Genomic DNA, 13,203 nt, shown 5'->3' on the forward strand with positions numbered 1-13,203 from the left:
GAGGCGGTCCAGGAGGGCTTTGCGGTCGGGGTTCGCGGCCGCCCAGGCGTCGAATTGTTCCTGCCAGGCGGTGTGGGCGTCGTGGCCGCGGGTGATGAGCTCACGGGTGTGGGTGAGCAGTTCCGGGGCGATCACGAAGGACTGGTCGGGGTCGTAGCCGAGGACCTTCTTCGTCGCGGCGAGTTCGGCCGCGCCGAGCGCGGAGCCGTGGATCTTGCCGGTGTTCTGCTTGCCGGGGGAGGGCCAGCCGATGATGGTGCGCAGGATGATCAGCGACGGGCGGGTCACATCGCCCTTCGCGGCCTCGATCGCGGCGTGGAGCTCGGCGACGTCTTCGACGTACTGGCCGGTCTTCTTCCAGTCCACGACCTGCACCTGCCACCCGTACGCCTCGTACCGTTTCGCGACGTCTTCGGTGAACGCGACGTTGGTGTCGTCTTCGATGGAGATCTGGTTCGAGTCGTAGATCGCGATCAGGTTGCCCAGCTGCTGATGCCCGGCCAGCGACGACGCTTCCGCGGTCACGCCTTCCTGCAGGTCCCCGTCACCGGCGATCACGTAGATGTGGTGATCGAACGGGGACGTGCCCGCGGGCGCGTCCGGGTCGAACAGGCCCCGCTCGTAGCGGGCCGCGTACGCGAACCCGACCGCGGACGCCAACCCCTGACCCAGAGGGCCCGTCGTGATCTCCACACCCTTGGTGTGTCCGTACTCCGGGTGCCCGGGCGTCAACGACCCCCACGTCCGCAACGCTTCCAGGTCCGACAACTCCAACCCGAACCCGCCCAGGAACAACTGCACATACTGCGTCAAAGACGAATGCCCCACCGACAGGATGAACCGGTCACGACCGATCCACGACGTGTCCGACGGGTCATGACGCAACACCCGCTGATACAGCAGATACGCCACCGGCGCCAGGCTCATCGCCGTCCCCGGATGACCGTTCCCGACCCTCTCCACCGCATCCGCCGCCAACACCCGCGCCGCATCCACCGCACGCTGATCCAACTCATCCCAGGCAAGAATGGCCACTTCGTCCTCCGCATCGTGACGGCACTGTCGTCGGATGTCCCGGGCGGACACCGCGAACATTATTGACAAACCGGTTGACCAATTTCAAGTCCGCCTCTCCCCGGTATCGTGTCTGCATGCCCGCCTACCCGTCCGATCGTGCCGAGGACATCGCCGCCTCGCTGGTCGCGCTGCCGACGGGAACCCCCGTGACCGAGGTCGCCCGGCGCCTCCTCGATCTGTTCACGGGCGGGCAGGTCGCCCCCGGCACCCGACTCCCTCCCGAGCGTCAGCTCGCCGCGACCCTCGGGGTCGGGCGGTCCGCGGTGCGTGAGGCGCTCGCGGCGCTCGAGATCCTCGGCATCGTCGACGTGCGTCCGGGGTCGGGAACGTACCTCCGCGGCGCGGCGAGCGAGCTGCTGCCGCAGACCCTCCGCTGGGGCCTGCTGATCAGCGAGCACAACACCGTCGAGCTGCTCGAGCTGCGTTCCGGGCTCGAGACGTACGTCGCCCGACTGGCGGCATCCCGGGCGGAGAACGCCGCAATCTCGCGGGTTCAGGGGCATCTCGACGAGATGCGCGCGGCCCGCGACGACTACGCCGCATTCGCGGTGGCCGATCGAAAGTTCCACCAGGCGCTGGCCGAATCGGCCGACAACGCGACCCTCATCGACCTGCTGCACGTCGTGCGCTCGCTGCTGCACGTGTATGCGAATCGTGCCGTGCACGACGACGACAGCGTCGCGACCGCCATCGAGGAGCACGCGGCCGTTCTCGCCGCGGTCGCCCGTGGCGATGAGAACGGGGCTGCGGCGGCGATGGCCGACCACATGGCGACCGCCACGCATCGCCTCAAGGCCGAGATCACCCGATAGCGGCGAGATGCCCGCGATGCCTCTCCTCGCCGGCCGGAGGGGTCGCGTCGGCATGCCGTCGTCGCGGAGTGATCCGAGGCATCCGGAAATTCCGTCTTGCAATTGGTCAACCGGTTTGCCAAACTGTCCAACCGTGACAGCAGTCACAGATCAACGCTGATTTGCCAGGAGTCAATGTGGACACACGACCCACCACCGAGGCGAACCCGATCGCCCGGTCAGCCATCCGCAAGGTGGCAGTGCGCCTCGTACCGTTCGTCGCGCTGATGTTCTTCATCAACTACCTCGATCGCACCGCGATCGGGTTCGCCGCCCCCAACGGCATGAACACCGACCTGGCGCTCAGCGCCGCTCAGTTCGGTTTCGCCTCGGGCGTCTTCTTCATCGGATACATCATCCTCGAGGTGCCCTCGAACCTCGCCCTGCACCGCTTCGGAGCGCGCCGCTGGCTCGCCCGCATCATGGTCAGCTGGGGCATCGTGGCGCTCCTGTTCACGTGGGTGCAGAACTTCGAGCAGCTCGTCGCGCTGCGCTTCCTCCTCGGTGTCGCCGAGGCGGGCTTCTTCCCCGGAGCGATCCTCTTCCTGAGCATGTGGGTTCCGGCCGCCTACCGCAGCCGCATCCTGATGCTCTTCTACCTCGCCCAGCCGCTGACCACCGTCATCGGTGCGCCGCTCGCCGGTGCGCTCATCCAGCAGCACGGGGTCTTCTTCGGCCTCGAGGGCTGGCGCTTCATGTACTTGGGCGTCGCGATCCCCGCGATCGTCGTCGGTGTCATCGCCTGGTTCTACCTGAAGGACAAGCCCACCGAAGCGAAGTGGCTGACCCGCGACGAGCAGTCGTGGCTGACGACGGCCCTCGACGCGGAGAAGGCCGAGACCGGCGCCGCCGCCAAGCACACCTCGGTGAAGTTCGCCTTCAAGTCGGGTCGCGTGTGGGTGCTCTCGCTCGTCTACTTCGGCTTCATCTACGGCCTGTACGCGCTGGCGTTCTTCCTGCCGACGATCATCAAGGGTTTCCAGGATGCCGCGGGCACGAAGTTCGACGTCTTCCAGACCGGACTCATCACGGCGATCCCGTACGTGCCGGCCGCCATCGCGATGTACTTCTGGTCGCGCGACGCCTCGAAGCGCGGCGTGAAGACGTGGCACATCGCGATCCCCGCGGTCGTCGGCGCCGTCACCATCCCGCTCGCGCTCTACGCCGGCTCGCCCGCTGCGACGATCGCCGTCATCGGCCTCACGGCCATGTCGATCTTCGCCGCGCTGCCGAACTTCTGGACGCTGCCGACGCGCTTCCTCACGGGGGCCGCAGCCGCCGCCGGTGTCGCGCTCATCAACACGATCGGCAACATCGCGGGCTTCAGCGCGCCGTACATCACCGGTGCGGTGCACGACTGGACGGGCGGCTACCAGGTCCCGATGATCCTCGTCGGCGTCTTCATGCTGCTCTCGGCCGTGCTCGTCGTCTCGCTCGCGCGTCGTGACGCGAAGCTGCGCGCCACGGCAGCCGTCGCGCCGCAGACCGACGCCGTGGAGGAGAACGCGCGATGACCCGCCTCTGGAACACCCCTGCCGAGTTCGCCGACGAGATGGTCGACGGCTTCGTCGCCGCCCATCCCCGCTACGTGCGGAAGATCTCCGGTGGCGTCGTGCGCCGCGCCGTCTCCCCCGAGGGCCAGGTCGCTCTCGTCGTGGGCGGCGGCTCGGGCCACTACCCCGCCTTCGGAGGTCTCGTCGGACCCGGACTCGCGCACGGTGCGGCCATGGGCAACCTGTTCGCGTCACCTTCGACGCAGCAGGTGCTCTCGGTCGCCCGAGCCGCCGACAACGGCGGCGGGGTGTTCCTCTCCTACGGCAACTACGCCGGCGATGTGCTCAACTTCGACGCCGCCCAGGAGCGGCTGCGCGCCGAAGGCATCGCCTGCGAGACCGTCACCGTCACCGACGATGTCGCGAGCGCCCCGCTCGCCGAGCGCCACAAGCGCCGCGGCATCGCCGGAGACCTCACCGTGTTCCGTGCCGCCGGTGCGGCCTCGGCGGCGGGCTACCCGCTCGCCGAGGTCGCCCGCGTGGCGCGGCTCGCGAACGACCGCACCCGTTCGTTCGGCGTCGCCTTCACCGGCTGCACGCTGCCGGGTGCCCCCGAGCCGCTGTTCACCGTCCCCGAGGGGAAGATGGCGGTCGGCCTCGGCATCCACGGCGAGCCCGGCATCGACGTGGTCGACATCCCCTCGGCCGACGAGCTCGCCGCCCTTCTCGTCGAGCGCCTGCTCGCCGAGGTGCCGGACGGCGCCGACGGGCGCGTCATCCCCATTCTCAACGGCCTCGGCTCGGTGAAGTACGAGGAGATGTTCGTCGTCTACGGGCGCATCTCGGCACTGCTCGAGGCAGCCGGACTCACCGTCATCGACGCCCACGTGGGCGAGTACTGCACGAGCTTCGACATGGCGGGGCTCTCGCTCACCCTGTACTGGCTCGACGACGAGCTCGCCGACCTGTGGGAGACGCCGGTCGACACGCCCGCCTACCGACGCGGCTCGGTCGGCGCGGTCGAGCTGTCGGATGCCCCGGACGAGGCGCCTGTCGCGGAGGTCGTGCTGACCCCCGGCGACGCCGAGTCTGTGGCTCTCGCCGAGACCGTCGTCGCGGTGCTCGAGACGATCGTCGCCACGATCGACCAGAACGTCGACGAGCTCGGCCGCATCGACGCGATCGCCGGAGACGGCGACCACGGCATCGGCATGCAGCGCGGCTCCCACGCCGCCCTCGCCGCGGGTCGTGCGGCAGCCCAGGCGGGCGCCGGCGCCGGAACGGTGCTCGCGCAGGCCGCCGACGGCTGGTCGGACAAGGCCGGCGGCACCTCGGGCGCGCTCTGGGGCGTCATCCTCACCGCGATCGCCGGGTCGCTCGGCGACACCGGACGTCCGGAGGCGGCCGCGGTCGCCGCGGGCGTCGCCGCCGGCGCGAAGGGCGTGACCGACTACGGCAAGGCCGAGATCGGCGACAAGACGCTCGTCGACGCGCTCCTGCCGCTGACCGAGACCCTCACGGCGCGCATCGCCGCCGGAGACGACTTCGTCGACGCCTGGCAGGTGGCCGCGGCATCCGCCGCCGCCGCCGCCGAGGCGACCGCCGACCTGCTGCCGCGCATGGGCCGTGCCCGCACGCACGGCATGAACAGCGTCGGCACCCCCGACCCGGGCGCGATCTCGCTCGCGCTCATCGCGACCTCCGTCGGCGCACTCCTGGCCGACCGCATCGAAAGGAAAGCCCATGCCTGAGCCGCTGCGCATCGTCGTCGGATCCGACGACGCCGGATTCGACTACAAGGAGATCCTCAAGCGCGATCTCGAGAACAACGACGGCGTCGCGTCGGTGGTCGATGTGGGCGTGGACGCAGACGGGCACACCGCGTACCCGAAGGTCGCCGTGCAGGCCGCGGAGCTCGTCGCCCGCGGCGAGGCCGACCGTGCGCTGCTCATCTGCGGCACCGGTCTCGGTGTGGCGATCGCGGCGAACAAGGTCGCCGGCATCCGTGCCGTGACCGCGCACGACTCGTTCTCGGTCGAGCGCGGGGTGCTCTCGAACAACGCGCAGGTGCTCACGATGGGCCAGCGCGTCGTCGGCATCGAGCTCGCCCGCCGTCTCGTCAAGGAGTGGCTCACGTACCGCTTCGACGAGACCAGCGCGTCGGCCGAGAAGGTCGCCGTCATCGGACAGTACGAGACCACCGGCTCCTGCTGATGAGCACGGTCACGGTGGGGGTGAGCCTGAAGGCCTACTTCGGCAGGCAGCAGGCGCGCGACTGGTTCGCCGACGTCGCGGCGCGCGTGGCGCGTCACGACGCCGTGCAGGCCGGCGCGGTCGACGTGTTCGTCATCCCCACCTACCTGCAGATCGCCGACGCGCGGGCTGCGCTCGCGGGCACTCCCGTCGCGATCGGCGCGCAGGATGTCTCCGCCTACGGCGTCGGCGCGTACACGGGGGAGATCAACGCGGCCGAGCTGGCCGACTCGGGCGTCTCGCTCGCCGAGATCGGCCACGCCGAACGCCGTCGGCTGTTCGGGGAGACCGACGACGTGGTGGCCGCGAAGGCCGCCGCCGCGCTCGCCCACGGCGTGACCCCGGTGCTGTGCATCGGGGAGACGATCGAGACGGATGCCGCCTCCGCCGCCCGCGCCACTGTCGCCCAGCTGCACACCGACCTCGCCGACGCCCCCGACGGACCGGTGATCGCCGCGTACGAGCCGGTGTGGGCGATCGGCGCCCCCGCGCCCGCCCCGGATGCGCACATCGTGACGGTGATCGCCGCGCTGCGCGAGGCGCTCGCGTCGCTCCCCGGCCGCGCCGGCTCGCGGGTGATCTACGGCGGGTCTGCCGGCCCCGGCCTCCTCGCCCGGCTCGGCGACGGCGTCGACGGACTCTTCCTCGGCCGTTTCGCACACGACCCGGCCGCGCTCGAGGCCGTGCTCGACGAGGCATCCGCTCTCGCGACCGCCCGACGGGGGGCGTGATGTTCGGCCTCAGCACCTATGCGTTCTTCTGGCAGCTCTCCGACCGGGTGAGCCGCCCGATGACCCTCGAGGAGGCGTTCGTCGCCACGACGGAGTCGGGCGTCGACCTGTTCCAGATCTGCGACTACGCGCCGCTGGACACCTGGGACGACGCGCGCGTGGCGGATGCCGCGGCATCCGCTCGCGACCTCGGACTCACCATCGAGCTCGGCACCAAGGGCGTCGACGCCGCGACGCTGCGACGCTACCTGCACCTCGCCGACCTGTTCGGCGCGACGCTCGTGCGCAGCATGCTCTACTCGCCGACGACACGGCCCGACTCGACCGCCCAGGCCATCGCGTGGCTCGGGGAGACCCTTCCCGAGTACGAGTCCGCCGGAGTCACGCTCGCGCTCGAGACGTACGAGCAGGTCGCGACCCGCGACCTCGTCGCCGTCGTCGAGGGCGCCGAGAGCCCCGTGATCGGCGTCTGCCTCGACCCGGCGAACGTCGTCGCCCGCCTCGAGACCCCCGGCGACTGCATCGCGGTCGCCGCCCCGCACGTCGTGAACGTGCACGTGAAGGACTTCGCGTTCGCGCGCCAGGACGGCTGGGTGGGCTTCACCTACTCGGGCGCGCGCATGGGCGAGGGCCTGCACAACTACCCCGACCTGCTGCGCGCGGTACGTCCGCGGGAGCGCGGCATCAACGAGATCGTCGAACACTGGCTGCCCTGGCAGGGCGACGAGGAGTCGACGACCCGCACCGAGCGGGACTGGACCCGCACCACACTCGACTATCTGAGGAGCACACTATGAGCACCACTGCGACCGACACGTACAAGATCGCGGTCATCGGGGCCGGCGGGAAGATGGGCATGCGTGTGTCCAACAACCTCGTGAAGACCGACCACACCGTCTGGTACGTCGAGAACTCGCCCGCCGGTCAGCAGCGCACCCTCGACGCGGGCCGCACCCTCACCGACGCGGCCGAGGCCGTGGCCGATGCCGACATCGTCGTGTACGCCGTGCCCGACCTTGCCCTGCAGTCGGTGACCGCGCAGCTCGTGCCGCTGATGAAGGAGGGCTCGATCGCCCTCACCCTCGACCCGGCCGCCGCCTACGCGGGCCTGCTGACCGACCGCGCCGAGGTCATCCGCGCGGTCGCCCACCCCTGCCACCCGTCGATCTTCCTGCAGCGTCAGACCCCCGAGGAGTGGGCCGACACGTTCGGCGGCATCGCCGCCCCGCAGGACGCCATCGCCGCGATCGAGTCGGACGACCCGGCCAAGAAGGCGATCCTCGACGCGACCGTGCGCGCCATCTACGCGCCCGTCATCGACGTGCACTACGTGACGATCAAGCAGCTCGCCCAGCTCGAGCCGACCCTCGTCGAGACGATCGCCTGCATGATCGGGGCGCTGCTGAACGAGTCGCTGCACGAGGCCGTGCACACCATGGGCGTGCCCGAGGCGGCGGCCCGCAGCATCCTGTACGGCCACACCCAGGTGGCCCTCGCCAACGGCCTGCGCGGCGACAACCCGTTCAGCGACGCGTGCCTGATCGCGATGGACTACGGCCGCGAGTCGATCATCAAGGACGACTGGAAGAAGATCTTCCAGGACGACGAGCTCGACAAGAACCTGTCGCGCATGCTGCACCTCGACCACATCGAGCGCTGACCCCGCACGTCGCATCCCCCGGCCGCCTCGGCGTCGGGGGATGCGACGTCTCCCGGCGCGGGAGAGAGTGGATGCCGCGGCCTCCGCGGCCGCGTCAGACGTCGCCCTCGAGCAGCTCGCGAAGGCGCGCGAGGTCGGCGGCCACCGCCGTCGCGTCGGCCTCGAACGCCTCGTCGCTCACGCCCGGGTGCTGGAACAGGGTGAAGACGATCTCGGCGCCGTCGGCGTTGCGCAGCACCCGCAGCGAGTTCTGCACGATCGTGCCATCGGGGAAGACGACGTCGTGATCGAGGATGCCGAGCTCGACAGGGGCGGTGAAGACCACCTCGACCTCGCCCATGGGCGAGTCGGTGCGCCACCGGCCGCCGTGCTGACACACCCCGCTGCTGAGGCCCGCCGCCCACCGCGGCAGATTCTCGTAGGTGCCCGCGAACTCGGCGACGATCGCCGGGTCGCGATCGATGGTCTGGGAGATGTGACGCACCGGGAAGGTCATTCCTCGATCATGCCCGCACAGCCTGTGCACGAGCCGCCCTTGCGCGGCGCCGGGGAGAGCCGGTAGGTCGTTCGCCGCGGCGGCGATATCGTCGGCGCATGAGCGACCACGACGCATCCCGTGACGAACGCGCCCGCGCCCTCAAGGAGCGCATCTACGTCACCTTCGCGGCGCTCGCCGTCGTCGTCACGCTCGCGAGCCACGGCGAACACGACGCACTGAACGCGCTCGTGACGCTGCTCGTCACCGTGCTCGGAACGATCTTCGCCGTGTTCACCGCCGACGTCATCTCCCACCTCGTCGTGCACGAGCGGCTGATGAGCGCGCGCGAGCTGCGCAGCGCCGCGGCCACCAGCTTCGGTGCGCTCGGTGCGGTGGCGCTTCCGGCGGTGCTTCTGCTCGTGGCCGCGCTCGGGGCATGGCCCACGTTCACCGCGCTGGTCGCGGCCGCCGCCGCTCTGCTGCTCGCCCTGGTCGTGATCGGGTACCTCGCGATCCGCAGGCTGCGCCTCGCCTGGTGGCAGCGGCTCGTCGCCCTGGGCGCGGAGGCCCTGCTCGGTGTGCTGACCGCCGGACTGCAGCTGCTCGCGCACGGGTGAGGGCGTCAGTCGACGACACCCGCGATCAGCACCTCAATGAGGTAAGCCCGGAGCGCCGGGATGTCGCGCACGAGAGTGCGCCAGACGCGGCGTGGATCGAGATCGTCGTACTGATGCGCGGCAAAGTTGCGCATGTCGATGATCTGCCGCCATGGCTGCCCGTCGAACCGCTCGCGAATAGCAGGTGGGATGCGTCCGATGGCCTCGCCGATGCGGATGAGACCCATCTCTGCTGCCCATTGCGCACGCAGGTCTGCGACGAAGGCGTCTTGCCCGCCCGCCACGATCTCAGCGAGCACGTCACACACCGCCACCACCCGTCGTGCGGCATCATGCGCCTTCTGCGCATCGCGCGCGGTCACAGCGCGACTGCCTCGCGCAGAATGCGCTCGCGGATATCGCCGTGCAACGCATCCGCCCCAACGACGTCGACCTCCACCTGCAGGAGGTCGGTGAGGGCGATGCGCAAACCGACCTCGTCGAGCAGCGTGGCCTCGTCGGTGAAGTCGACGAGCAGATCGACATCGGATGCCCCGTGGGCGCTGCCGCGGGCGACGGAACCGAAGAGCCGCGGGGTCGTCGCGTGGTACGCGGGGAGGAGCCTCAGGATCTCGTCGCGGTGGCGAGCGACGCGCTCGGAGGCCGTCGCGGCGAGTGCTGTGCGAATGCGTTCGACGACGGCGCCACTGGGCGAACGACGACCGTTCTCGTAGGCCGAGAGGTTGGGTTGCGAGACCTGGGAGGCCAGAGCGAGCTGCGACTGACTCATGCCCGCCGCTTCCCGTTGCGCCCTGATGTCCACGGCGCCAGGGTACCCGAGAGTTATCGCGGGCGATATAGGTGTAGAAGGTGGAGGGGCTGACGGGAATCGAACCCGCGCTGTCTGCTTGGGAAGCAGAAGTTCTGCCATTGAACTACAGCCCCGAGGCGGCGTGACCGCCGGGATGACGCCTGACGGCGCCTCGCCAGCATAGCAACCGCGCCCGGCGGCTACGCTGATCGCGTGCTGCTCTCCGATCGCGACATCCGGTCTGAACTCGACTCCGCCCGCATCGGCCTGGAGCCCTCGGATGCCTCGATGGTGCAGCCGTCGAGCGTCGACGTGCGCCTCGACCGCTACTTCCGGCTGTTCGACAACCACAAGTACCCGTTCATCGATCCGGCGGTCGATCAGCCCGAGCTGACCCGTCTCATCGAGGTCGCCCCCGACGAGCCGTTCATCCTGCACCCGGGCGAGTTCGCGCTCGGGTCGACGTTCGAGCGCGTCACCCTGCCCGACGACATCGCGGCCCGCCTCGAGGGCAAGTCGTCGCTCGGACGCCTCGGCCTGCTCACCCATTCGACCGCCGGCTTCATCGACCCCGGCTTCACCGGGCACGTGACCCTCGAGCTCTCGAACGTCGCGACGCTGCCCATCAAGCTGTGGCCGGGCATGAAGATCGGCCAGCTGTGCTTCTTCCGCCTGTCGTCGCCGGCCGAGAACCCCTACGGCTCCGGCCCGTACGGCAACCGCTACCAGGGCCAGCGCGGCCCGACCGCGTCGCGGTCGTTCCAGAACTTCCACCGCACCGACGTCAGCATCACCGACGCCGGGTCGCCCGGGCGGTGACGGATGCCGCGCCTCGGGGCCGCGGCATCCGTCACGCTCCGACGTCGAGCAGTTCTCGCAGCGTCGCGCGCTCGGGGTACTCGGAGCGGTAGGAGCCGCGGTCCTGCAGCAGCGGGATGACCCGCTCGACGAACTCGTCGAGACCGTGCGGAGACGTGGTGCCGACGACCACGAAGCCGTCGGTGGCGCGTTGCTGCACGGCGTGGTCGATGGCGTCGGCGACGGTCTCTGGCGTGCCGACGAACGACTGCCGCCCGAGGAAGCGCACCGCCAGGTCACGGGCGCTGAGGTTCTCGGCCTCGGCGAGGGCGCGCCACTCGCGCGCGGTCGCCACCGGGTCGGCGACGAACCGCACCCGGCCGGCGAACACCGTCGACTCGGGGTCGGGATCGAACGCCGGCAGCGGACCGTCGGGGTCGAGGCCTGACAGATCGGTTCCCCACACCTGCTCGAGGAACGCGATCGCGGTCGGCGGCGTGATCTGTGCGCGCGAGACGACCCGGGCGCGCTCGGCGGCCTCCTCGGCGGTGTCGCCGAGGATCACGGTCGCCGCCGGCAGGATCTTGAGGTCGTCCTCGGCGCGGCCGAGCGGGCCGAGCCGCCGCTTCACGTCGTCGTAGAACGCCCGGGCCTCGTCGAACCCGGTGTGCCGCGAGAAGATCACGTCGGCGTTCTCGGCCGCGAACTGGCGACCCTCGTCGGAGTCGCCCGCCTGCACGATCAGCGGGCGGCCCTGCCGGCTGCCCGGCAGCGTCGGCAGCGCCTGCACATCGAACTGCGAGCCGTGGAACGCCACCGGCTGCGGGGCATCCGCGCCCTGTGGCCATGCCCGCCACAGCTGCGAGGCGAGGTCGATGAACTCCGCCGCGCGCACGTAGCGGTCGGCGTGGTCGAGAAACGCGCCGCGACGGAAGTTCGCGCCGTGGAACGCGTCGTTGGTGGTCACGACGTTCCAGCCGGCGCGGCCGTCGGACACGAGATCGAGCGTCGCGAGCTGGCGTGCCAGCTCATACGGCTCGTTGAACGTGGCGCTCAGCGTGCCGACGAGGCCGATGTGCTCGGTGACGGCGGCGAGGGTGGCGAGCACCGCGAGCGTCGCGGGCCGACCGGCCACGTCGTACTCGTGGATGACGCCCTTCTGCTCCCGCAGGCGCAGCCCCTCGGCGAGGAAAAGGTAGTCGAAGCGGCCGCGCTCGGCGGTGCGCGCGAAATGCTCGAACGCCGAGAACTCGATCTGGCTGCGATGCAGCGGGTCGGACCAGACGGTCGTCGCGTTGACGCCCGGGAAGTGCGCCGCGAGATGGATCTGGCGGCGGGGTTCGGCGGTCATGCGAGCACCTTCTCGAAGCGGTTGGCGGGGCGGGCGAGACCGAGGGCCGCCCGAGCCGTGGCAGGCGCGCCGACGGTGTCGGGCAGCACGTCGGACAGGATCGCGTCGAGGTCGGCGGGCAGCCGCGCCGGCACCAGCCGCACGCCGTCGGCGCCGGCCGCGGAGAGCTCGGCGAGCCGCTCCCGCACGCCGTCGGCCGTGCCGACGAACGCCGGCGCGAGGCCGAGACGGTCGGCCGCGCGGCGTGCGAGCTGCGGGTCCGCCTCGATCAGCACCTCGAGGTCGACCCACACGCGCAGCGCCTCGTCACGATCGGATGCCGCAGCCTCGGCGCGCACCCCGGCCACCTCGTCGAGCAGCGCGGCGTCGACGAACGCCAGGTCGGCGTGGTGGGCGGCGATCCGGCGGGTGTGCGCGTCGACGACATCGACCGCGACGAGCGGCTGGCCCTGCGGCGACCGCGGCACGATCGACGGGCCCTTCACCGAGAAGCGGCTCGTCTCGACGTCGACGTAGTGCAGGCGGTCACGGTCGAGGAAGCGGCCGGAGGCGGCATCCCGGATGATCGCGTCGTCCTGCCAGCTGTCCCACAGGGCGCGGGCGGTCTCGACGACGTCGCCCGCCTCGTCCCACAGGTCGTCGGCGCGCACGGCGGCGTCGGTCGGCAGGGTGCGACGCCCGAACTGCGCGGCGTGCGCGTCGAGCGGGGAGACGGCGACCACCCAGCCGGCGCGGCCGCGTGAGGCGAAGTCGAGCGTCTGCAGTGCGGTCGCCACATGGAACGGCTCGGTGTGGGTCGTCGTCACCGTCGGAAGCAGGGCGATGCGCGAGGTCAGCGGGGCGAGGTACGACGCGAGCAGCAGCGCGTCGGGCCGCACGGCGTCGGGCGCCTCGGGGTCGGGGCCGAGTGCGTCGTCGATCGTCACCAGCGTCGCGCCACCCCGGTCGAGGCGCTGCACGGCGTCGCGCCACCACGTGACGCGGGCGGCCGGCTGATCGTGACGGGGCGTCGCGGCGGCGCCGGACAGGCGCACGCCGAGCGGCAGGTGCTGACTCATGGTGCCACCCTCGGGTGCCGCGGCCCCGCCGCCAATACGACGCGTC

The 13,203-nt window shown here is 70.8% G+C and carries 15 protein-coding genes and 1 tRNA gene; 9 read left to right on the top strand and 7 right to left on the bottom strand.

Annotated elements, in window-relative coordinates:
* Nucleotides 1–1,035: thiamine pyrophosphate-binding protein (locus FFS51_RS05340; RefSeq protein WP_137877748.1), on the bottom strand; the 1,035-nt coding region annotated here is incomplete at its 3' end.
* Between the two features lie 116 nt (nt 1,036–1,151).
* Here FFS51_RS05340 and FFS51_RS05345 point away from each other — a divergent pair.
* The 7 genes from FFS51_RS05345 (at nt 1,152) to FFS51_RS05375 (ending at nt 8,065) form a co-directional block, all read left to right on the top strand.
* Nucleotides 1,152–1,889, top strand: coding sequence for a FadR/GntR family transcriptional regulator (locus tag FFS51_RS05345; RefSeq protein ID WP_045245836.1), 738 nt, complete (start codon nt 1,152–1,154; stop codon nt 1,887–1,889).
* Between the two features lie 266 nt (nt 1,890–2,155).
* The gene (locus FFS51_RS05350; protein ID WP_171006119.1) at nt 2,156–3,442 is read left to right on the top strand and encodes an MFS transporter; all 1,287 of its coding nucleotides are present in this window, start codon (nt 2,156–2,158) and stop codon (nt 3,440–3,442) included.
* Entirely contained in the window at nt 3,439–5,172 is a 1,734-nt protein-coding gene (locus FFS51_RS05355) for a dihydroxyacetone kinase family protein (protein WP_056518978.1), read from the top strand. Before FFS51_RS05350 ends, FFS51_RS05355 begins: the two co-directional genes overlap by 4 nt.
* A complete protein-coding gene (locus tag FFS51_RS05360) occupies nt 5,165–5,635 on the top strand; it encodes a ribose-5-phosphate isomerase (RefSeq protein WP_045245840.1) in 471 nt (156 codons plus the stop codon). Before FFS51_RS05355 ends, FFS51_RS05360 begins: the two co-directional genes overlap by 8 nt.
* The gene (locus FFS51_RS05365) at nt 5,635–6,405 is read left to right on the top strand and encodes a triose-phosphate isomerase family protein (RefSeq protein ID WP_056206701.1); all 771 of its coding nucleotides are present in this window, start codon (nt 5,635–5,637) and stop codon (nt 6,403–6,405) included. Before FFS51_RS05360 ends, FFS51_RS05365 begins: the two co-directional genes overlap by 1 nt.
* Nucleotides 6,405–7,202 (top strand): sugar phosphate isomerase/epimerase family protein, encoded by a 798-nt coding sequence (locus FFS51_RS05370; RefSeq protein WP_171006112.1) that lies wholly within the window; start codon nt 6,405–6,407, stop codon nt 7,200–7,202. Before FFS51_RS05365 ends, FFS51_RS05370 begins: the two co-directional genes overlap by 1 nt.
* Complete coding sequence (locus FFS51_RS05375) at nt 7,199–8,065, top strand: phosphogluconate dehydrogenase C-terminal domain-containing protein (RefSeq protein WP_045245845.1); 867 nt, start codon at nt 7,199–7,201, stop codon at nt 8,063–8,065. Before FFS51_RS05370 ends, FFS51_RS05375 begins: the two co-directional genes overlap by 4 nt.
* A gap of 94 nt (nt 8,066–8,159) precedes the next feature.
* Here the strand turns inward: FFS51_RS05375 and FFS51_RS05380 are convergent, their stop codons facing one another.
* Nucleotides 8,160–8,561 carry an SRPBCC family protein gene (locus tag FFS51_RS05380; protein ID WP_056206695.1) on the bottom strand — a complete coding sequence of 134 codons (402 nt, stop codon included), beginning with the start codon at nt 8,559–8,561 and terminating at the stop codon, nt 8,160–8,162.
* 98 nt (nt 8,562–8,659) lie between these two features.
* Here FFS51_RS05380 and FFS51_RS05385 point away from each other — a divergent pair, with 98 nt between their 5' ends.
* Nucleotides 8,660–9,160, top strand: a complete 501-nt coding sequence (locus tag FFS51_RS05385) for a hypothetical protein (RefSeq protein ID WP_045245849.1) — start codon at nt 8,660–8,662, stop codon at nt 9,158–9,160.
* A gap of 5 nt (nt 9,161–9,165) precedes the next feature.
* Here the strand turns inward: FFS51_RS05385 and FFS51_RS05390 are convergent, their stop codons facing one another.
* The 3 genes from FFS51_RS05390 to FFS51_RS05400 form a co-directional block, all read right to left on the bottom strand.
* Nucleotides 9,166–9,522 carry a HepT-like ribonuclease domain-containing protein gene (locus tag FFS51_RS05390; RefSeq protein WP_056206693.1) on the bottom strand — a complete coding sequence of 119 codons (357 nt, stop codon included), beginning with the start codon at nt 9,520–9,522 and terminating at the stop codon, nt 9,166–9,168.
* Complete coding sequence (locus FFS51_RS05395) at nt 9,519–9,962, bottom strand: helix-turn-helix domain-containing protein (protein WP_268768687.1); 444 nt, start codon at nt 9,960–9,962, stop codon at nt 9,519–9,521. Before FFS51_RS05395 ends, FFS51_RS05390 begins: the two co-directional genes overlap by 4 nt.
* A 48-nt stretch (nt 9,963–10,010) precedes the next feature.
* Nucleotides 10,011–10,084, bottom strand: a tRNA-Gly gene (locus FFS51_RS05400).
* 79 nt (nt 10,085–10,163) lie between these two features.
* On the opposite strand from FFS51_RS05400, the gene dcd reads away from it, so the two are divergent.
* Nucleotides 10,164–10,769, top strand: a complete 606-nt coding sequence (dcd, locus tag FFS51_RS05405; RefSeq protein WP_056206690.1) for a dCTP deaminase — start codon at nt 10,164–10,166, stop codon at nt 10,767–10,769.
* A 31-nt stretch (nt 10,770–10,800) separates the two neighbouring features.
* Here dcd and FFS51_RS05410 read toward each other — a convergent pair whose 3' ends face one another.
* Both FFS51_RS05410 and FFS51_RS05415 read right to left on the bottom strand, forming a co-directional pair.
* Entirely contained in the window at nt 10,801–12,099 is a 1,299-nt protein-coding gene (locus FFS51_RS05410; RefSeq protein ID WP_137877749.1) for an NtaA/DmoA family FMN-dependent monooxygenase, read from the bottom strand.
* A complete protein-coding gene (locus FFS51_RS05415; protein ID WP_056206684.1) occupies nt 12,096–13,157 on the bottom strand; it encodes an LLM class flavin-dependent oxidoreductase in 1,062 nt (353 codons plus the stop codon). The genes FFS51_RS05410 and FFS51_RS05415 overlap by 4 nt, the downstream gene beginning before the upstream one ends.
* Nucleotides 13,158–13,203 lie beyond the last annotated feature (46 nt).

The organism is Microbacterium sp. 4NA327F11 (assembly GCF_005503465.1).
In the GTDB taxonomy this organism is placed as follows: domain Bacteria; phylum Actinomycetota; class Actinomycetes; order Actinomycetales; family Microbacteriaceae; genus Microbacterium; species Microbacterium ginsengisoli.